General features: G+C 36.3%; 24 protein-coding genes. All 24 read left to right on the top strand.

The genetic code is table 11. The features are described 5' to 3' along the window. The first annotated feature begins 26 nt into the window (after positions 1–26). The 24 genes from hslU (at position 27) to fliR (ending at position 18,907) form a co-directional block, all read left to right on the top strand. Positions 27–1,424 (top strand): HslU--HslV peptidase ATPase subunit, encoded by a 1,398-nt coding sequence (hslU, locus tag DS745_RS16745; protein ID WP_129079378.1) that lies wholly within the window; start codon positions 27–29, stop codon positions 1,422–1,424. A 27-nt stretch (positions 1,425–1,451) separates the two neighbouring features. Next, positions 1,452–2,231 carry a GTP-sensing pleiotropic transcriptional regulator CodY gene (codY, locus tag DS745_RS16740; RefSeq protein WP_129079377.1) on the top strand — a complete coding sequence of 260 codons (780 nt, stop codon included), beginning with the start codon at positions 1,452–1,454 and terminating at the stop codon, positions 2,229–2,231. 410 nt (positions 2,232–2,641) lie between these two features. Then, complete coding sequence (flgB, locus tag DS745_RS16735) at positions 2,642–3,046, top strand: flagellar basal body rod protein FlgB (RefSeq protein WP_129079376.1); 405 nt, start codon at positions 2,642–2,644, stop codon at positions 3,044–3,046. A 2-nt stretch (positions 3,047–3,048) separates the two neighbouring features. Further along, positions 3,049–3,504: a flagellar basal body rod protein FlgC gene (gene flgC, locus DS745_RS16730; RefSeq protein ID WP_129079375.1), complete on the top strand. Its 456-nt coding sequence runs from the start codon at positions 3,049–3,051 to the stop codon at positions 3,502–3,504. A gap of 28 nt (positions 3,505–3,532) precedes the next feature. After that, on the top strand, positions 3,533–3,826 hold the full coding sequence (gene fliE / locus DS745_RS16725) for a flagellar hook-basal body complex protein FliE (protein WP_479680217.1): 294 nt from the start codon (positions 3,533–3,535) through the stop codon (positions 3,824–3,826). A gap of 95 nt (positions 3,827–3,921) precedes the next feature. Next, positions 3,922–5,502, top strand: a complete 1,581-nt coding sequence (fliF, locus tag DS745_RS16720) for a flagellar basal-body MS-ring/collar protein FliF (protein WP_129079373.1) — start codon at positions 3,922–3,924, stop codon at positions 5,500–5,502. An 11-nt stretch (positions 5,503–5,513) separates the two neighbouring features. Further along, the gene (gene fliG, locus DS745_RS16715; RefSeq protein WP_129079372.1) at positions 5,514–6,527 is read left to right on the top strand and encodes a flagellar motor switch protein FliG; all 1,014 of its coding nucleotides are present in this window, start codon (positions 5,514–5,516) and stop codon (positions 6,525–6,527) included. After that, positions 6,520–7,317, top strand: a complete 798-nt coding sequence (fliH, locus tag DS745_RS16710) for a flagellar assembly protein FliH (protein WP_161568294.1) — start codon at positions 6,520–6,522, stop codon at positions 7,315–7,317. Before fliG ends, fliH begins: the two co-directional genes overlap by 8 nt. Continuing rightward, positions 7,304–8,611: a flagellar protein export ATPase FliI gene (fliI, locus tag DS745_RS16705; RefSeq protein WP_129079370.1), complete on the top strand. Its 1,308-nt coding sequence runs from the start codon at positions 7,304–7,306 to the stop codon at positions 8,609–8,611. Before fliH ends, fliI begins: the two co-directional genes overlap by 14 nt. An 11-nt stretch (positions 8,612–8,622) precedes the next feature. After that, entirely contained in the window at positions 8,623–9,060 is a 438-nt protein-coding gene (gene fliJ / locus DS745_RS16700) for a flagellar export protein FliJ (protein WP_129079369.1), read from the top strand. 15 nt (positions 9,061–9,075) lie between these two features. Beyond that, positions 9,076–9,645, top strand: coding sequence for a MotE family protein (locus DS745_RS16695; RefSeq protein WP_161568293.1), 570 nt, complete (start codon positions 9,076–9,078; stop codon positions 9,643–9,645). A 35-nt stretch (positions 9,646–9,680) separates the two neighbouring features. Beyond that, positions 9,681–10,787 carry a flagellar hook-length control protein FliK gene (locus DS745_RS16690; protein ID WP_129079367.1) on the top strand — a complete coding sequence of 369 codons (1,107 nt, stop codon included), beginning with the start codon at positions 9,681–9,683 and terminating at the stop codon, positions 10,785–10,787. 9 nt (positions 10,788–10,796) lie between these two features. Beyond that, entirely contained in the window at positions 10,797–11,252 is a 456-nt protein-coding gene (gene flgD / locus DS745_RS16685) for a flagellar hook assembly protein FlgD (protein ID WP_129079366.1), read from the top strand. A 21-nt stretch (positions 11,253–11,273) separates the two neighbouring features. After that, positions 11,274–11,654 (top strand): TIGR02530 family flagellar biosynthesis protein, encoded by a 381-nt coding sequence (locus DS745_RS16680; RefSeq protein WP_129079365.1) that lies wholly within the window; start codon positions 11,274–11,276, stop codon positions 11,652–11,654. 74 nt (positions 11,655–11,728) lie between these two features. Further along, positions 11,729–13,015, top strand: a complete 1,287-nt coding sequence (locus DS745_RS16675) for a flagellar hook protein FlgE (RefSeq protein ID WP_129079364.1) — start codon at positions 11,729–11,731, stop codon at positions 13,013–13,015. Between the two features lie 140 nt (positions 13,016–13,155). Further along, positions 13,156–13,371, top strand: coding sequence for a flagellar FlbD family protein (locus tag DS745_RS16670; RefSeq protein WP_129080065.1), 216 nt, complete (start codon positions 13,156–13,158; stop codon positions 13,369–13,371). Beyond that, entirely contained in the window at positions 13,372–13,803 is a 432-nt protein-coding gene (gene fliL, locus DS745_RS16665; protein ID WP_129079363.1) for a flagellar basal body-associated protein FliL, read from the top strand. It abuts the gene before it with no gap. Positions 13,804–13,841: 38 nt separating this feature from the next. Beyond that, positions 13,842–14,834: a flagellar motor switch protein FliM gene (fliM, locus tag DS745_RS16660; RefSeq protein WP_129079362.1), complete on the top strand. Its 993-nt coding sequence runs from the start codon at positions 13,842–13,844 to the stop codon at positions 14,832–14,834. Further along, on the top strand, positions 14,827–16,086 hold the full coding sequence (gene fliY / locus DS745_RS16655; protein ID WP_129079361.1) for a flagellar motor switch phosphatase FliY: 1,260 nt from the start codon (positions 14,827–14,829) through the stop codon (positions 16,084–16,086). The genes fliM and fliY overlap by 8 nt, the downstream gene beginning before the upstream one ends. A gap of 24 nt (positions 16,087–16,110) precedes the next feature. Next, on the top strand, positions 16,111–16,473 hold the full coding sequence (locus tag DS745_RS16650; protein WP_071318633.1) for a response regulator: 363 nt from the start codon (positions 16,111–16,113) through the stop codon (positions 16,471–16,473). Positions 16,474–16,477: 4 nt separating this feature from the next. Continuing rightward, positions 16,478–17,173, top strand: coding sequence for a flagellar biosynthetic protein FliO (locus DS745_RS16645; RefSeq protein WP_129079360.1), 696 nt, complete (start codon positions 16,478–16,480; stop codon positions 17,171–17,173). Between the two features lie 14 nt (positions 17,174–17,187). After that, a complete protein-coding gene (gene fliP / locus DS745_RS16640; protein ID WP_129080064.1) occupies positions 17,188–17,847 on the top strand; it encodes a flagellar type III secretion system pore protein FliP in 660 nt (219 codons plus the stop codon). Positions 17,848–17,861: 14 nt separating this feature from the next. Continuing rightward, on the top strand, positions 17,862–18,131 hold the full coding sequence (gene fliQ / locus DS745_RS16635) for a flagellar biosynthesis protein FliQ (protein ID WP_129079359.1): 270 nt from the start codon (positions 17,862–17,864) through the stop codon (positions 18,129–18,131). After that, positions 18,131–18,907 (top strand): flagellar biosynthetic protein FliR, encoded by a 777-nt coding sequence (fliR, locus tag DS745_RS16630; RefSeq protein ID WP_129079358.1) that lies wholly within the window; start codon positions 18,131–18,133, stop codon positions 18,905–18,907. The genes fliQ and fliR overlap by 1 nt, the downstream gene beginning before the upstream one ends. The last annotated feature ends 1 nt before the right edge of the window (position 18,908 follow it).

Here is an 18,908-nt window from a genome sequence, read left to right as displayed (position 1 = left end):
TATTATTCGTATTGGAGGATGATGGTATGGAAAATCATTTTACACCTCGTCAAATTGTAGAAAAGCTAGATCAATATATCGTGGGTCAAGATAAAGCAAAACGTTCTGTTGCGATCGCTTTACGTAATCGCTATCGCCGTGGTCTATTAGATGAGAAACTACGTGATGAAGTTACACCGAAAAACATTCTAATGATTGGACCAACTGGGGTAGGTAAAACGGAAATTGCTAGAAGGTTAGCCAAGTTAGTAGGAGCTCCGTTTATTAAGGTTGAAGCGACAAAATTTACTGAAGTCGGGTACGTAGGTCGAGATGTAGAGTCTATGGTACGAGATTTAGTTGAAACTGCTGTTCGTCTAGTGAAAGAAGACCGTATAAAAAAGGTAAAAGGGAAAGCTGAAGAAAATGCTAACAAGAGACTTGTCCAACTATTAGTACCCGAGAAAAAGAAAGAGTCTTCATATAAGAACCCTTTTGAAATGATCTTTGGAGGTCAAGCGCAAGACCAGCAGGATCAAGTGGATAACAATGCCGAGCAAGATATTAGAGAGCAACGCAGAAGAATGGAACATAAGCTTGCGTTAGGCGAACTAGAAGACCACTACGTTACTGTTGAAGTTGAAGAGCAATCTGGTGGGTTTTTAGATATGTTTCAGGGTGCGGGTATGGAACAAATGGGTATGAACATGCAAGATCTTTTAGGAAATATGATGCCTAAAAAGAAAAAGAAGCGAAAGCTTACGGTTCGAGAAGCTCGAAAAGTTCTCACCGAAGATGAAGCACAAAAGCTAATCGATATGGATGAAGTGTCTCAAGAAGCGGTTTATCGAGCTGAGCAACTGGGAATTATCTTTATTGATGAAATTGATAAAGTAGCAGGGAAAGGACATCAATCTTCTGCAGACGTCTCAAGAGAAGGTGTCCAACGTGATATCCTTCCAATTGTAGAGGGCTCAACAGTTGTTACAAAATACGGACCAGTAAAAACTGATCATGTTTTATTTATAGCAGCAGGGGCGTTTCATTTAGCAAAACCTTCAGATCTAATTCCAGAATTACAAGGCCGCTTTCCAATTCGTGTTGAGTTAGCTAGCCTGACAGAAGCTGACTTTGTCAGAATTTTAGTAGAACCTAATAATGCCTTAATTAAACAATATCAAGCATTACTTGCCACCGAAGGTATAGAAGTTGAATTTTCTGACGATGCTATTAAAAGAATTGCAAATATTGCAACAGAAGTAAATCAAGATACCGAAAATATCGGAGCGAGAAGACTTCATACAATTTTAGAAAAATTATTAGAAGATTTATCGTTTGAAGCACCTGATATAAATTTAGAAACGATTACAATTACACCTACTTATGTAGATGAGAAATTACAAACAATTGCTAAAAATCGGGATTTAAGTCAATACATTTTATAGAGTTACGAAATTTAGGAGGATTTTTACATGGATTTACTAACAAAAACGAGAAAAATTAATGAAATGTTACAAAAAACGGCGGGTTTACCTGTTAACTTTAAAGATATGGCCGAGACATTACGAGATGTAATTGAAGCTAATATTTTTATCGTAAGTCGTCGTGGGAAATTGTTAGGCTTTGCTATTAAGCAGGAAATTGAAAACGAAAGAATGCAGAAGATGTTAGAAGATCGTCAATTTCCGGAAGAGTATACAACAAATTTATTTAAGATTAATGAAACATCGTCCAATTTAGATATTCATAGTGAATTTACGGCGTTTCCAGTTGAAAACAAAGATTTATTCAGTACAGGATTAACTACCATAGTTCCAATTAATGGTGGAGGAAACCGAATTGGTACACTAATCTTAGCAAGATTATCGGATTCATTTGACAATGACGATTTAATTTTAGCTGAGTATGGAGCAACAGTAGTTGGAATGGAAATTCTACACGAAAAAACAATTGAAATTGAACAAGAAGCAAGAAGTAAAGCAGTCGTTCAAATGGCAATTGGTTCTCTTTCTTATAGCGAATTAGAAGCAGTAGAACATATCTTTGATGAATTAGAAGGTAATGAAGGTCTATTAGTAGCTTCTAAAATTGCAGATAGAGTTGGAATTACTCGATCGGTCATTGTTAATGCACTTCGTAAATTAGAAAGTGCTGGTGTTATCGAATCCCGTTCATTAGGGATGAAGGGTACTTACATTAAGGTATTAAATGATAAGTTTCTATTTGAATTAGAAAAATTAAAAACAAAATAAGTCATTAAGGGTTAGGCGTTTGGAAGTCAGACAACTAGCGTGTTAATAGCAATTATTAACATCAGTTGTCTGGCTTTTTTTTGCTTTTAAAAAATATTTTTCGATTTTTTACGACAAAATCACAGTAATTTACACGTGATTCGATAAATGGGAAATAGTACCCCTTAAGTATAAAATGATTTGCAAGTATAATAAGATATACACCGAGGGTTTATCTAGGTTTATTTTCCTATTGATTGGAAAGTGATTGACAAAGCTGTTAGGACTTTTTGGTTGAAAATTAGACAAAAAAAAACAGTGTTAGACAATTGAAAAATTATTATATACAATACGTTTTAGTGATATTTTTTTCTACATATTTAGACATTACTAAAACGTACTTGTATTTTGTGTCTTAATGGAGGTAAATGATGAAGATATTTTCAAACACTAGTCAACAACTATTAGAGCAATCGTTAAATGCTGCTTCTTTACGGCAAAAAACAATCTCTCAAAATATAGCGAACGTGGATACACCTAATTATAAAGCAAAAAAAACGGTCTTTAAGCATCAGTTAAATCGGGCTATTGATGATCAGCGCCTTACTGCCTATCGTACTGATAGTCGGCACATTCCATTTGGCGGAACTCAAAGTATTTCCCCTTCAGTTGTCGTAGATCGAACTAAGACGATGTTTAATCATAATGGCAATAATGTAGATATTGAGCACGAGATGTCAGAAATGGCCAAAAATCAAATTTATTATAATGCAATGATTGAGCGACTTAATGGTAGATTTAATAGCTTAAAAACAGTGATTGGAGGAGGGAAGTAAGTATGACAATTTTTCATGGTTTTAACACAACAGCTTCCGCTCTGACTGCCCAAAGGCTTCGAATGGACGTCATTTCTTCAAATATGGCTAATGTCGATACGACACGGGGCAGATTTGTAAATGGTGAGTGGGAGCCTTATCGTCGAAAAATGGTAGTAGTTCAACCTAATGAAAATCGCTTTTCATCGCACCTCTCAAAAGCAATGGGGAGAACTGATCATCCAGGCAATGGTGTGAAGGTTAGCCGCATCGTAGGAGACCAAACACCGTTTAAGCTCGTCTATCAGCCAGATCACCCAGACGCAAATGACGAAGGGTATGTTCAACTACCAAACGTAGATCCATTGAAGGAAATGGTAGATATGATGAGCGCAACAAGATCCTATGAAGCAAATGTAACGACATTGAATGCCACAAAAAATATGTTAATGAAGGCATTAGAAATTGGTAAAGGATAAGGTGGTACTCTAAATGGAACCAGTCTCAATGAAACCAAACACAGTAATGAATATAAGTAATGGTTATCAGCCAGTGAGGAAACTTACACCTGCTGAAGCACAAAATAGCTTTAAAGTAGCTTTAAGTGATGCTTTAAATAATGTGAATAAGGCTCAGCACGCATCTGCTCTGGCAACTGAAAAGTTGGCTAGAGGTGAAAATATTGACTTGCATCAAGTCATGATCACAGCACAAAAGTCTAGTATTTCTTTGCAAGCGACGATTGAAGTAAGAAATAAAATTGTTGAGGCATACCAGGAAGTAATGAGAATGCAAGTATAATAGGAAGCTACTACTAGTCATAACTAGGGTAATTAGTAACCCGGTAGTTTAATAATGAAGTAGAACAGACTCCGTTAGTCAAACTAGGAGGAAATATGAACGAAAAACTATTACTATATAAAGAAAAAATAACTTCATATTGGGCTGAGCGAACCAATGTACAAAAGGGCCTTATTGCTGGTTCTTTTCTACTGCTTATTGTCCTTCTCATCGCCGTTTCCATGATGGGGTCGCGAACTAGTATGGTACCTTTATATACGAATTTATCGTTTCAAGAAACAGGGGAGATTAAGGCTCAACTAGATGCCCGTGGTATTCTATCTGAGATTACCAATGGTGGGACAGCTATCCATGTACCCGAAACCATGGTTGATACCTTAAAGGTTGAATTGGCAGCTGAAGGGATTCCTAGAAGTGGCAGTATTGACTATACGACTTTCCGAGATCGAATGGGATTTGGAATGACGGATAATGAATTTAGCCTTATGGAGCGCGCGGCTATACAAACAGAACTATCTAATTTAATTAGAACGGTTGATGGTGTGCAACATGCTCAAGTAATGATAACCTTACCAGAACCAAGTGTTTGGGTTTCAAGTCATGAAGAAACAGCTTCCGCATCAGTAACATTAAATATGCGGCCAGGCTATCGATTAGAACAGCCACAAATTAGGGCCCTATATCACCTGATTTCTAAAAGTGTTCCAAAACTTCCAGTTGAAAACATTGTCATCATGAATCAAATGGGCGAGTATTTAGAATTGAGAAATGAGAATGTTTTAGATTCTGCATTATCTATCTTCGAACAACAAAGATCAATCCAAAAAGAAATTGAACGTGACCTACAACGACAAGTACAGCAAATGTTGGGTACGCTTGTAGGAAGAGACAAAGTGTTAGTATCAGTTACAACGGATATTGACTTTACAAAAGAAAATCGTGCGGAAGATTTAGTTACTCCAGTAGACATTGACAATATGTCTGGCTTAGCAATTAGTATTGAAAGAATTACGGAAACTTTTAGTGGAGAGGATTTCCAAGACGGTGGAATTCCTGGAACTGGTGAAACAGATATCCCTGGTTACCCAGGTGGTGCTGCATCTGGCGCTGGTGATTACGAGCGTATGGAAGAACGAATTAACAATGATGTTAATCGTATCCGCCGAGATATTGTCCGTAGTCCCTACCAAGTCCGTGATATAGGAATTCAGGTAATGGTTGAGCCTCCTAATCCCGAAGATCCGAATTCTCTACCAGCAGAACTTCTTGGAGATATTCAACAAATATTAAGTACGATCGTTCGAACAAGTATTTCAAAAGAAGTGGTTGATCAATTAACTCCAGACCAGATTAATGAGAAAGTATTTGTTTCTGCACAGAACTTTGAAGGTAAGATTGTATATGAGTTACCAGAAGAAGGAATACCAATGTGGTACTACCTAGTCGGAGCACTAATCATTTTTATTATAATTCTTATTTTCTTATTAGTACGCAAAACTAAAAAAGTAGAAGTAGTCGAAGAGTTTAGGGAGGAAGCTGTAAGTTTTGATATTCCAGACCTTGGTGATGAACGAGATAGTGAAGAGAAAGCTCGCCGTCGACAGCTAGAGAAAATGGCCAAAGAAAAACCGGAAGAATTTTCGAAACTTGTTCGTACATGGTTAACTGAAGATTAGGGGGGAAACGTGTGGTTACGAAAAAGAAAGAACTAACTGGTAAAGAAAAAGCAGCGATTCTTCTTATTTCCTTAGGTCCGGATGTATCGGCACAAGTATATAAACATTTAAGTGAAGAGGAGATTGAAAAGCTTACTCTTGAAATTGCCAGTGTTCGAAAAGTGGATACAAGTATGAAAGAAGAAATCATTGAACAGTTTCATCAATTAGCTATTGCTCAAGATTATATCACTCAAGGTGGAATTGGGTACGCCAAGAGCGTTCTTGAAAAGGCACTAGGTGAACAGCAGGCAATGGAAATTATTAATAGGCTAACATCGACGCTTCAAGTAAAACCGTTTGATTTTGCACGGAAAGCAGATGCTGGACAAATCCTAAATTTTATTCAAAATGAACATCCGCAAACAATTGCGCTAATTTTGTCTTATCTAGAGTCAGTTCAGGCTGCGCAAATCTTGTCTGAATTACCTCAAGAAGTTCAAGCAGATATAGCTAAAAGAATTGCGCTCATGGATAGTACGTCACCTGAAATTATTAATGAAGTAGAAAATATACTTGAACGTAAACTATCTGCAACAGTTACCCAAGACTATACTCGCACAGGTGGTATTGAAACTGTCGTTGAAGTGTTAAATAGTGTTGACCGAAGCACAGAAAGAACAATTTTAGATGCATTAGAAATACAAGATCCAGAGTTAGCGGAAGAAATCAAGAAACGTATGTTTGTATTCGAGGATATTGTTACTCTTGATAATCGTTCTATTCAACGTGTTATCCGTGATGTTGAGAATGAAGACCTTCAACTTGCTCTTAAAGTGGCAAACGATGAAGTGAAAGATGTGGTCTTTAAGAACATGTCTCAACGTATGGTAGAAACTTTTAAAGATGAAATGGAGTTTATGGGACCTGTTCGTTTACGTGATGTAGAGGAAGCTCAATCTCGAATCGTTGCTGTTATCCGCCGCTTAGAAGAAACAGGTGAAATTGTCATTGCTCGCGGCGGAGGAGATGATATCATTGTCTAGAGTTATTAAATCTTTTTTTGCGAATAATTTAGAAACTGAAAAAAAGACGATTGGGATTAAGAAAGTGACTCAAGAGAGCCAAGGGTCTAACTTAATTGAATTTGAAAACCAACCATCCTCTAGTGATCAATCTAAATTAGTAGATGAAGAAATTCAAAAGGCAATGGAACAAGCAGAGCAAATTAGAAAAGTTGCACAAGCGGAATATGAGGACCTGCAACAACGTATCAACGATGAGATGATCGCTGTACAACGGCAAGCTGAAGATCTTTATAGACAGGCTGAAGAAAATGGTTATAATGAAGGATTTCAGCAAGGGTTAAAAGAAGGCCAAAAACAATATGAAACGTTTATCCAGGATGCAAGAAATATCATTGATGCTTCTAAAAATGACTATTTTCATAAACTAGAAGAAGCTGAACCAATCATTATTGATCTGTCAGTGAAGGTGGCTGAGAAAATCCTGGCAACTACTCTCGAATTAGATAGGGAACAGTGGCTTTCTGTAGTAAGTTCAGTTATTAATGAAGTTCGTGAACATGACTTAGTAAAACTATATGTTCATCCTCAATGGTTTGAATATACATTGACTCATAAAGAAGAGCTAAAGATATTGCTACCAAACTGTGATAGTTTTTACATTTATCCAGATGCTCAACTAGAGGAAAATGGGTGTCAGGTAGAAACAGCTTTTGGAAAAATAGATGCTTCTATTGACAGTCAGCTTACCGAGATTAAGTATGCTCTGCATGAAAAATTAAAGGGGCTGAGCGATTATGAAGGTCGCTAACTTACTAAGTGAAGTAGCTGCCATAGACTCGTTTAAAAGTTACGGTAAAGTGACAAGGGTTGTTGGACTAACAATTGAATCGAAAGGTCCACAAGTCTCAATTGGCGAACTTTGTTATATTATTATTGGTAAATCATCAAAGCGTAAGGTAATGGCTGAAGTTGTTGGCTTCCGTGACGAAATGGTACTTTTAATGCCGTTTACAACAGTTCATGATATTAGTCCAGGAAGTCTTGTTGAAGCCACGAAAAAACCACTTCAAGTGAAGGTGGGTTCTGGTCTGATTGGGCAAATAGTAGATGGTTTAGGACAACCGTTAAATGGACATGAGTTACCAAATGGTTTAACCTCATTTCCAACGGAAAATGTACCTCCGAATCCTCTTTCAAGACCTAGAATTCAAGAGCCACTTAGTCTAGGTGTTCGAGCAATTGATAGTTTGTTTACTGTTGGTAAAGGCCAGAGAATTGGAATTTTCGCCGGAAGTGGTGTTGGAAAAAGTACATTAATGGCCATGATAGCAAAAAATTCTGATGCCGATGTAAATGTTATTGCACTCATTGGGGAACGTGGGAGAGAGGTTCGAGACTTCATTGAACGAGATTTAGCAGACGATGGTCTAAGAAAAACGGTAGTCGTTGTTGCTACTTCTGATCAACCAGCCTTAATGAGGATTAAAGGGGCAATGACAGCAACTGCGATCGCTGAATATTTTCGGAATCAAGGGTTAAATGTTACGTTAATGATGGACTCAGTTACACGGTTTGCAATGGCGCAAAGAGAAATTGGATTAGCCATTGGTGAACCACCAACTACCAAAGGCTATACTCCGAGTGTTTTTGCATATTTGCCTAAGTTATTAGAGCGTTCGGGTACGAATGAATATGGGTCAATTACGGCTTTCTACACGGTATTAGTAGATGGCGACGATATGAATGAACCGATCGCAGATGCTGTTCGAGGAATATTAGATGGACACCTAGTGTTGGATCGGAAATTAGCGAATAAAGGACAATTTCCAGCTATTAATCCTCTAAAAAGTATTAGTCGTGTCATGAATGATCTTGTAGATCCAAATCATCGTCTAGCAGCCGATCGTTTGCGTCAGTTATTGGCAACTTATATTGAATCTGAAGATTTAATAAACATAGGTGCTTACAAAAGAGGTACATCTAAAGAGCTAGATGCAGCGATACTTGCATATCCAAGTATCATCCAATTTATTAAGCAGACAACCGAGGAGCGTGTTTCCTTTGATGAAGCAGTTCATCGATTACTAAATGAGTTTAGTTGAGGAGAGTTAGTATGTCATTTAAATTTAAGTTGCAGAAAATCCTTGAGATGAGTGAACATGAAAAACTTAAAGCAGAAAAGGAATTTACACAAGCAACAAGACAGTTTGAAGAAGTGGCAACTAAATTATATGAACTGCTTAAAAAGAAGGAAAATTACGATAATGATTATCGTACGCGCATGGAGATGGGGATTTCGATTAGTGATATTCAACAGTCTCATACAATTCTAAACCAGCTACAAAAGCAAATAAATCAGTTGCAGATCTATACACAAAAAGCTCGGGAGAATATGAATGTTAAACAAGAGCTATTAGTTGAAAAATCTATTGAGCTAAAGAAATATGAAAAAATGAAACAAATAAAATATGATTACTATTTAGAAGAAGTAAAACGCCAGGATGATATTCTAATGGACGAAATATCCGTTCAACAATTCATGAATCGGTGAAATTAGGTGAGTGAAATGAAAAACGAAGAACAGCAACATAGTAAAATTCAATGGTTCTTTATGGTGATCTTTGTCCCAGTCGTTTTTGCCTTAATATTATTTGGGGTTATTTTAAACATTATGGGAGTCAATGTTTTAAACCAGGTCAAGCAGGCAGCTGGAAATGTCCCGTTTCTCTCGGAATATGTAAAAACAGATGAACAGAAACTAGCCGATCAAGAAAAAACAAACTTCGAGGATTTAACGGCAGTTGTCGCTAACAAAGAAAGACAAATAGATGAATTGAACAATACGATTGCTTCTAAGGACAGAGAAATAAATTCCTTATTAGAAGAAATTAAGATGCTTATGGTTGAGCTAGAAGAGAAGCAAACGTCACAGCTGCCAAATAGCAAGGAATATGAGGAAATTGCGAAAATGTATGCTTCTATGTCCGCCAAAAATGCTGCTAATATCTTAAGCCAACTTCCTGAAGAAGAGGCTGCATTGCAATTGTCATTTATAAAACTTGATGAAAGAGCGTCAATTTTAGCGAGAATGACACCTGAAAAAGCAGCTCAAATTATTGCATTGTTGGCGTATTAAGTTCTCACAATTGACTTGAAAGGAGGTGAGAATAGATGAATGGAATAAATGTTGTTCAAGGAACCGTAGTACAACAAATGTTGGGGGCAACAGGCTCTAAAAAGAGTAATTCTTCTTTTGATAAGTTTTTTAATAGCGCTATGGGGAGAAATGATGGTGCATTTCTAAACACAATGCCGCAATTAACAAAAGAAGAACATGTAGATTTACAAACATTGCTGACTCAATTTTCTAACCAACTCTCATTAGATGAGCCAATACTATCTGAAGAAGTTATGGTAACTACAAAAATTGAAGAACTACTGAAAATGCTTGCAATAGAGTTACAGGTGGAAATAGAGGATATTAATCAAAATAGCCAGGATGTAGTAAGTCTTATTAGAGAAGGTGCAGAGTACTTACATTCACCTGCTCACTTAATAGTCTTGATGACCAAATTGTCCAAGCTTACAAGTCTAGAAACTGGCATTGATAGGGAAAACCATACAGGTTCACTGCTTCAAAAAATGTTAGTCCAGCTTAAATCGATCTTAACTGAAGAGCACATGTATAGTGGTCAAAAAGATAACATTGATAAGCAACAATTCATACTTGCAGCCTATAAAGCATTTTCACTGAATGAACCTACTTCAAACAATCAGACTGTCCTTCCAAGTATACAGGGGCTTCCACTAACTCAGATGCATCAACTTGTATTACATACAGGGGAAGGTCGAGCTCAGCAAATGAATGAAGAGCAATTTTTGCGACAATTTCAAAACATTCTCAATAAAAGTACATTAGTTCAGTCTCCAAATGGTATGAATAAACTTACAATCAAATTATTTCCTCAGCATTTAGGTCGACTTGATGTAACTCTAATTCAGCAAAATGGGATGATTGTGGCACAATTGCTTACAACAACTAAGGCTGCCAAACACCTGGTAGAAGCACAACTGCATCACCTAAAGCAAGCGTTTGTAAATCAAAATATTCAGGTTGAGAAAGTAGAAGTTCAAACGCAACAATCATACTTACAAGATAGACAAAATCAGGAAGAACAAAGAAATAACAATCGAAACAAGGGCGAAAAAGAACGAAGTCCAAAAGACGATGATATCAAGTTTGAGGATCTATTAAAAGAAATTGATGCAAAGGTATAAGGTGATTAAATGATAAATTCAGTTAATAGCTTATATTTGTCAGATCGACAAGTAGAACGAAAGACCGGCCAAAATACGTTAGACCAAGATGCTTTCTTAAAAATATTACTTACACAGTTAGCCAATCAAGATCCTTCAAAACCAATGGAAGATAAAGAGTTCATCTCACAGATGGCTAATTTTTCTAGTTTAGAGCAAATGACTCAAATGAATAAGGCATTAACAGGCTTTATTGAAATGCAAAAAGATAGCCATTTTCTTTCTCATAGTCAATTAATTGGTAAAGAAATTCAGTGGGAGCAAGTAGTCGCCAACCCAAATGGTGAAACCGACCTCAGATTGAATGATAGTGTTGTAAAAGCAATTAAGTTCCAACATGGAAAAACAAGGTTAGTCTTAGAAGGCGGACAGGTGATTGACACAATCCAAGTAGTTCATATTAGTAGGCCTACTGATAAAGAGTGATAAGCATTGGAGGTGATAAGAATGGACAAGCGTATTCATACGCATCATTTACACCAACTCCCGAGACCTATTTCCCATACAAAACCACAAAAAATTACAACAACTTCTTTTAAAGATTTCTTAAATACAGAAATCCAGACCAAGTCTGAGCTAAAAGTGAGTAAGCATGCAGAGAAGAGACTACATGATCGTGGAATTGTGATTGATGACAATCAATGGTCACTAATTACAATGAAAATGCAGGAAGCAAAAGAAAAAGGTGTAAATGACTCTTTAGTCATACTGAGGGATGCAACATTAGTTGTAAGTGCCAAAAATAATACCGTAATTACTGCCTTGGACCGAGAAGAGGCAAAAACACAAATCTTTACAAACATTAACGGAACCATCATCATTGATTAACGGCTGGACCTAAACGGAGGCCGTATAACTGCTGATTGAATGAAGCAGTTCATTACGAAGGGAGATCATAATTCATGTTACGTTCAATGTATTCAGGAATTGGTGGAATGAAAAATTTCCAAACTAAGCTAGATGTCATTGGTAATAATATATCTAATGTTAATACATTTGGATTTAAAAAGGGTAGAACAACATTTAAGGACCTAGTAAGCCAACAGCTAACAGGAGCTAGTAACCCAACAGAAAATCGTGGAGGGACCAACCCTCGACAAATTGGTTTAGGGGGAACAATCGCTTCAGTTGATACCATCCATACGCAAGGAAGCCTACAAACAACTGGACGTGCCCTAGACTTAGGGATTTCTGGAGATGGATTTTTCATTGTGAATAACGGAAATCTTTCCTATTATACAAGAGCGGGTAATTTTTATTTAGACCGTGAGGGAACTCTTGTAACAGCAGAAGGTTTAAAAGTACAGGGGTTTCAGCCTAATGCTAATGGCACAGGAATTGATCGAAATAATTTTGGGCAATTGAAAGTTCAAGCAGGAGAAGTGTTTGCTCCACAGGCAACAAATCAGATGAGCTTACGTGGAAATCTTCGAGCTGAAACGCCTGAAGGTGAAGAATTTGATGGAACTCTTGAAAATTATTTACCACCGAATACAGTGTTAAATAAATTTACAGCTACAGACTCAATGGGTAATTTACATGATTTACAACTTGCTTACTACAAATCTGGGGATAATGAGTGGACAGTAACCCTTTTAACACCACAGTTTAATGATGATGGTGAGTTAGAAAATTATGAGGTAGAAGAATTAGGAACGGTCCAATTCAATTCTGGTGGTAGAGTTGACATGGAGAACTCCCAGTTACAAAGGATTGTCATAGATCCACAAAACGGAGCAGAACCTGTAAACATTGGTATTAATTTCTCACAACTTACACAGTTTGGTAATAGTTCGAATAGTGCCGATATATCTGCAATTAACGGGAATGTAGAAGGCTTTTTAGAAAGCTTTAATATTTCTCAAACAGGAGAAATTAATGGAGTTTACACGAATGGAGAAGTCCGTATCCTAGGACAAATTGCGATGGCGACATTTAACAACACGGGTGGATTAATGAAATCTGGAGATAACTTATTCCAGGTCTCTAACAACTCTGGTGTACCAAATATTGGATTTGCAGGAGATGGTCGTGGAATGATTGCTGGTGCTACGCTTGAAATGTCAAATGTGGACTTATCAGAAGAGTTTACTGAGATGATTGTTGCTCAACGTGGTTTCCAAGCAAACACTAGAATAATAACGACTTCGGATGAAATTCTTCAAGAGCTTGTGAACTTAAAGCGTTAATAAGCTAAGTTAGTAAGATAAAAGAATAATAGTATTCGTATGAATACTATTATTCTTCTATTATTCTTACATTGATTTATTGACGTTATTTTTTAAGGAGGATAGTGAGGAAGATAAAAATACCTCATTTATTAACAATTATGATTAAACTTACTAGGTTAAATGGACAGTCGTTCATGGTAAACGCAATTTTCATTGAACAAATCCAATCGTTTCCAGATACTACAATAACATTGTCAAATGGTAAAAAGTTAGTTGTGCTTGATTCAGAGGATGATGTTATGCTTAGGATAGTTGAATTTTATAAACAGGTTGGAATTGTAAGACTCGTGAATGATGAATTGGAGGGAAAGTGATTGTTTAAAAATAAGTTAGTAAATATCATGCTTATTATCTTAATTGCCTTAACGTTAATAGGAGGCATTACGTTAGTTCTATACTTCCAATTCACAAAAACTGATGATCCAGATAAAGAACCTACAATCGATGAAATTATTGCCTTATCTGTAGATACAAATGAAATAACGACGAATTTGTTAACGAATGATTTTATTAGAGTTTCTTTTAAAATTCAAGTAGATAACTCAAAGGCAAAAACTGAACTAGAAAAACGCGATTTTCAAGTCCGTAATATCATTATTAGAGAGTTATCAGGTATGCGTTCTAGTGATTTTACAGGATCTGCAGGTATAGAAAATTTAGAAAATGTAATTAGAATAAAAATTAACGAATACATGCAAGAAGGAAAAGTGGTAAATGTATACACCACCGGCTTCGTTCTGCAATAGATTAGTACGCTAGTTTTCTTAGAAGAGAGGTGAGGCTCTTGGCAGAGGTTTTATCACAAAGTGAGATTGATGCTTTACTATCTGCACTATCAACTGGTGAGATGGATGCAAATGAACTAAAAAAAGAAGAAAATCAGAAAAAAGTGAAAGTCTATGATTTTAAGAGGGCACTTCGTTTTTCTAAAGATCAAATTCGAAGTTTAACTAGGATTCATGAGAATTTTGCCAGACTCTTAACAACTTATTTTTCTGCACAGCTTCGTACATTTGTGCAAATATCAGTTGCTTCTGTAGATCAGCTACCATATGATGAGTTTATTCGTTCAGTTCCGAAAATGACAATTTTGAATGTTTTTGAGCCATATCCTCTAGACGGTAGGTTCTTAATTGAAGTTAATCCAAATATTGCATACGCGATGCTTGACCGCCTTTTAGGAGGAAGAGGAGTTGCAATTAATAAAGTGGATAACTTAACAGAAATAGAAACAAGAATTATGACACAGTTATTCCAGAGAACACTAGAAAGCTTCCAAGAAGCATGGAGTACAGTCATCGAATTGGATCCACAGATGGATGATTTAGAAGTAAATCCACAATTTTTACAAATGGTATCGCCTAATGAAACTGTGGTTGTTATTTCTCTTTCAACCGCAATAGGCGAAGCTAGTGGGATGATAAATATTTGTCTTCCTCATGTGGTTCTTGAAGATATTTTACCCAAGTTATCGGTGCATTATTGGATGCAAACGAAAAAGAAAAGTCGATCCACGGATGAAATACTTGCATTAGAAAATAATGTTCGAAATGCACCGTTATTGATTAAAGCAGAATTAGGTAAATCAGAAATATCAATCCAAGAGTTTCTCCAACTTGGTATCGGTGATACAATTGAACTTTCAAGTTTAATAGATGATCCACTGTTAATTAAAGTAGGGGACAAGCCTAAATTCTGGGGGCAAGCAGGAAAAGTGAAAAGTAAACTCGCAATCCAAGTAACAGAAGTAATTGAGGAGGATGAAAATAATGAGTGACATGCTTTCTCAGGATGAAATCAATGCCTTACTCAGTGGCCTTAATAATGATGACAATGATGATAATAATGAGTCGGCTTTAAATGTGGAAGACTATCTATCTAGTCTTGAGCAAGATGCTCTTGGTGAAATAGGCAATATTACTTTTGGAAGTGCCGCTACAGCACTTTCGACACTGTTAAGTCAAAAAGTTGATATTACAACGCCTAAAGTATCAGTCATTGATAAAAGTGATCTTGAATTACAATTTCCACAACCGCATGTAGCTGTTCATGTTAATTATACAGAAGGCTTTGAGGGCATGAACTTATTAGTCATTAAAACAATTGATGCAGCTATTATTGCAAACCTAATGCTAGGTGGCGATGGTTTAGGTGTGGATGAAACAGAATTAGGTGAAATGGAGATTAGTGCCGTACAAGAAGCGATGAATCAAATGATGGGTTCTGCGTCCACATCTATGTCAACAATTTTTAATAAAAAGGTTGATATCTCGCCTCCTGGAATAGACTTAATGGATGTAAAAGGTGGACAAGGGACTAGAAATATCCCTGATGACGATATGTTAGTGAAAATTTCTTTCAGTTTAAAGATTGGTACTTTAATAGATTCAGAAATCATGCAATTAGTAACAGTATCTTTTGCTAAAGACCTAGTTAACCAACTAATGAATCCAGAAAGTAACGAAGAAGAAGAATATTTCTCTGAACCTGAAATTAGTCAAGTTGTTCCTGAGGTAAATCATTATCAAGATCAGCCTCAAGTACAGCAACAATATGAGCAACAGCAGGCTCCTAATCAATATAATCAACAAGGATATTCCCAACCTTATGGTGGACCAGTGACTCATGGATACGAACAGCCGCAAATTCCAAGACAACCACAAAACTTCGGTGGAATGGCTTACGGACAACATCCTAATCAACGAGCTGCAAATGTTCAACCTGTGGCTTTTTCAAACTTTGAAGCTCCAAGTTTAAATGAGGTTGAAGCAAATAATCTAAATATGTTGTTAGATATACAATTGCAAGTAACCGTAGAGTTAGGGAGAACAAAACGTTCTATTAAAGAAATACTGGAACTTTCTCAGGGATCAATTGTTGAACTAGATAAGTTAGCCGGCGAACCGGTGGATATCTTAGTAAACAGTAAATTAGTTGCAAAAGGTGAAGTAGTAGTCATTGATGAAAACTTTGGTGTAAGGGTAACTGATATTATAAGTCAAACCGACCGCTTAAAGAATTTACAATAATAGGAATTAGAGGAGGCCCAAACGATGGCAAACAGAATTTTAATCGTAGACGATGCAGCATTCATGAGAATGATGATCAAAGATATCTTATCAAAAAATGGCTTTGAAATAGCAGGTGAAGCAAATGATGGTGCACAAGCTGTTGAAAAGTACAAAGAATTATCTCCAGACCTAGTAACAATGGATATTACTATGCCAGAAATGGACGGAATTACTGCTCTTAAAGAAATTAAAAAGTTTGATCCTAATGCGAAAGTGATCATGTGTTCGGCAATGGGCCAACAAGCAATGGTGATTGATGCGATTCAAGCAGGTGCAAAAGATTTTATTGTGAAGCCATTCCAAGCTGATCGAGTAATTGAAGCAATTAAGAAAACGATTGGATAAAAAAATGATCAATCGAAATAATCCTATGTATTACTTTCACATGTTCATGTGTTTTATCTTTTTCATAGGGGTTATCCATCCGCTAGGCACGACTCGTGCTTTAGCGGATGATACAAACAAATCAGTGTTAGATGGTTATCGTTCAAATGATGATGTTGACATGACTGATGTAGATAATAGTGGTCTCAATGATCTTCTCGTTCCTGGTAATATAAGTGAGCCTAATGAATTATTACAGGAACAAAGTTTATTTGGAATGTTCTTTCAGTTATTTATAGCACTTGTAGTAATTATCTTGATGATTTATGCACTTATTCGTTTTATTGGGAAACGCTCCCAAAGTTATCAAACACACCGTACGTTACAAAATATCGGTGGTGTTCACGTAGGAAGTAACCGTTCTATTCAATTAGTTAGGGTTGGGGAACGAGTGTTGGTAGTAGGTGTTGGAGAAACAATTCAACTTCTAAAAGAAATTGATGAACAATCAGAAGTTAAAAAGATCTTAGAAGATTATGAAATTCAAGAAGCTCAACAACAAATTACTTCACTTGTTACTTGGGTTCAGCAGAAAATGAATACTCAAGAAGGAAAATCCAATTCCAAAATTCACTTTAAAGGTTTGCTTGAACGGCAATTAACAGATGTAAAAAACTCGCAAAAAAAGGCACATGCCGTCATTAAGGAGAGGGAGCAGTGATTTCATTAGGGTTTATTCCTGCTTTAGATATTTTTAGCGACGAGCCACAAAACTTAGCTTCTACGATACAGTTACTATTACTATTAACTGTCTTGACGTTAGCTCCTAGTATCCTAATATTAATGACATGTTTTACAAGGGTTATTATTGTATTATCGTTTGTGCGAACTGGCCTAGCAACCCAGCAAATGCCACCAAATCAAGTGTTAATTGCTTTGGCGTTATTTATAACGTTTTTTGTAATGTCACCAATCTTAGCAGAAGTAAATGAAACGGCTCTTCAGCCATTATTCAATGATGAATTAACTCAAGAAGAGGCCTTTGATAGAGCGGTTACGCCTTTTAAATACTTTATGGCCGAACATACACGAGAAAAAGATTTAGCCTTGTTCATGGGATATGCAGGGATGGAGCGACCAAACTCAATAGAAGAAATTCCAATGACGGCGTTAGTTCCCGCTTTTGCAATTAGCGAATTGAAAACGGCGTTTCAAATTGGTTTTATGATTTTTATACCATTTTTAGTGATTGATATGGTCGTTGCCAGTATTTTAATGTCAATGGGGATGATGATGCTTCCTCCAGTAATGATTGCATTACCATTTAAAATATTACTTTTTGTTATGGTCGATGGGTGGCATCTAGTTGTTAGATCATTACTATTAAGCTTTTAAAAGGGTGAGATAAATTGAGCGCAGAGTTTGTTATATCAATGGCTGAAAGAGGAATTTTTACCGTATTAGTCATAGCTGGCCCATTGTTATTAATTGCTCTTGGGATCGGTTTAGCTGTCAGTATTTTTCAGGCAACAACACAAATTCAGGAACAAACATTAGCATTTATTCCAAAAATTGTGGGTGTATTAGTGGCTTTAATTGTTTTTGGGCCATGGATGCTTTCGCATATGATTGCATATGCTGCTGAAATTTTTGGTAACTTGCATCGGTTTATCGGTTAATGCTTGAATTATTAGAGTATGTTCCTGCATTTTTATTAATTTTAACTAGGGTTTCAGCTTTTTTAATTACTCTGCCATTATTTTCTCATCGTACGATACCGGCTATGCACAAAATAGGTTTCGGTTTTTTTCTATCTTGGCTTATTTTCTTTTCAATTGATCCAGTGATGATAGAAATAGATGGAATTTATTTCTTGCTCATCATAAAAGAAGTTATTGTCGGTTTAACTGTAGGCTTAATTGCAATGGTATTGATGTATGCAATTCAAGTTGCGGGTGGTTTTATTGATATAAAAATGGGTTTTATGATTGCAAATGTCATCGATCCTCAAACAGGGGCACAAAGTCCTTTAACAGGTGGATATTTGTATACGTTCGCCCTTTTATTTTTGTTGGCTATAGATGCACACCATTTATTACTAGATGGAATTTACTATAGCTATCAATTCATTCCTTTAGAACAGATCTACCTCCCGTTTGGGAATAAAAATATTCTCATTCATTTTTTAAATACCTTTGCACTAATGTTTTTAATTGCCTTTCAAATGGCAATGCCGATTGTTGGTAGTTTATTCTTAGTAGACCTTGCCCTCGGAATGATTGCTAGGGCCGTACCACAAGTGAATGTATTTGTAATTGGTTTCCCTATAAAAATCTTAGTAGGGTTTATTATTTTGATTTTAGCTATGCCTGCATTTTTTATGGTAACAAAACATTTAGTTCAACAAATGATTTTGGCAATGCGAACCCTAATGCAGCTTTATGGAGGTATGTAGG

Origin of the sequence: Anaerobacillus alkaliphilus (genome assembly GCF_004116265.1) — a bacterium.
Taxonomy (GTDB): domain Bacteria; phylum Bacillota; class Bacilli; order Bacillales; family Anaerobacillaceae; genus Anaerobacillus; species Anaerobacillus alkaliphilus.
The sequence above is the reverse complement of the archived record's forward strand: the minus strand, read 5'-3'. Positions and strand labels throughout refer to the sequence as shown.

Bases quoted from the DNA above. Each gene is read 5' to 3' on its own strand.
- hslU (WP_129079378.1), top strand. From the start codon at position 27: ATGGAAAATCATTTTACACCTCGTCAAATTGTAGAAAAGCTAGATCAA.
- codY (WP_129079377.1), top strand. From the start codon at position 1,452: ATGGATTTACTAACAAAAACGAGAAAAATTAATGAAATGTTACAAAAA.
- flgB (WP_129079376.1), top strand. From the start codon at position 2,642: ATGAAGATATTTTCAAACACTAGTCAACAACTATTAGAGCAATCGTTA.
- flgC (WP_129079375.1), top strand. From the start codon at position 3,049: ATGACAATTTTTCATGGTTTTAACACAACAGCTTCCGCTCTGACTGCC.
- fliE (WP_479680217.1), top strand. From the start codon at position 3,533: ATGAAACCAAACACAGTAATGAATATAAGTAATGGTTATCAGCCAGTG.
- fliF (WP_129079373.1), top strand. From the start codon at position 3,922: ATGAACGAAAAACTATTACTATATAAAGAAAAAATAACTTCATATTGG.
- fliI (WP_129079370.1), top strand. From the start codon at position 7,304: ATGAAGGTCGCTAACTTACTAAGTGAAGTAGCTGCCATAGACTCGTTT.
- fliJ (WP_129079369.1), top strand. From the start codon at position 8,623: ATGTCATTTAAATTTAAGTTGCAGAAAATCCTTGAGATGAGTGAACAT.
- DS745_RS16695 (WP_161568293.1), top strand. From the start codon at position 9,076: ATGAAAAACGAAGAACAGCAACATAGTAAAATTCAATGGTTCTTTATG.
- DS745_RS16690 (WP_129079367.1), top strand. From the start codon at position 9,681: ATGAATGGAATAAATGTTGTTCAAGGAACCGTAGTACAACAAATGTTG.
- flgD (WP_129079366.1), top strand. From the start codon at position 10,797: ATGATAAATTCAGTTAATAGCTTATATTTGTCAGATCGACAAGTAGAA.
- DS745_RS16680 (WP_129079365.1), top strand. From the start codon at position 11,274: ATGGACAAGCGTATTCATACGCATCATTTACACCAACTCCCGAGACCT.
- DS745_RS16675 (WP_129079364.1), top strand. From the start codon at position 11,729: ATGTTACGTTCAATGTATTCAGGAATTGGTGGAATGAAAAATTTCCAA.
- DS745_RS16670 (WP_129080065.1), top strand. From the start codon at position 13,156: ATGATTAAACTTACTAGGTTAAATGGACAGTCGTTCATGGTAAACGCA.
- fliY (WP_129079361.1), top strand. From the start codon at position 14,827: ATGAGTGACATGCTTTCTCAGGATGAAATCAATGCCTTACTCAGTGGC.
- DS745_RS16650 (WP_071318633.1), top strand. From the start codon at position 16,111: ATGGCAAACAGAATTTTAATCGTAGACGATGCAGCATTCATGAGAATG.
- DS745_RS16645 (WP_129079360.1), top strand. From the start codon at position 16,478: ATGATCAATCGAAATAATCCTATGTATTACTTTCACATGTTCATGTGT.
- fliR (WP_129079358.1), top strand. From the start codon at position 18,131: ATGCTTGAATTATTAGAGTATGTTCCTGCATTTTTATTAATTTTAACT.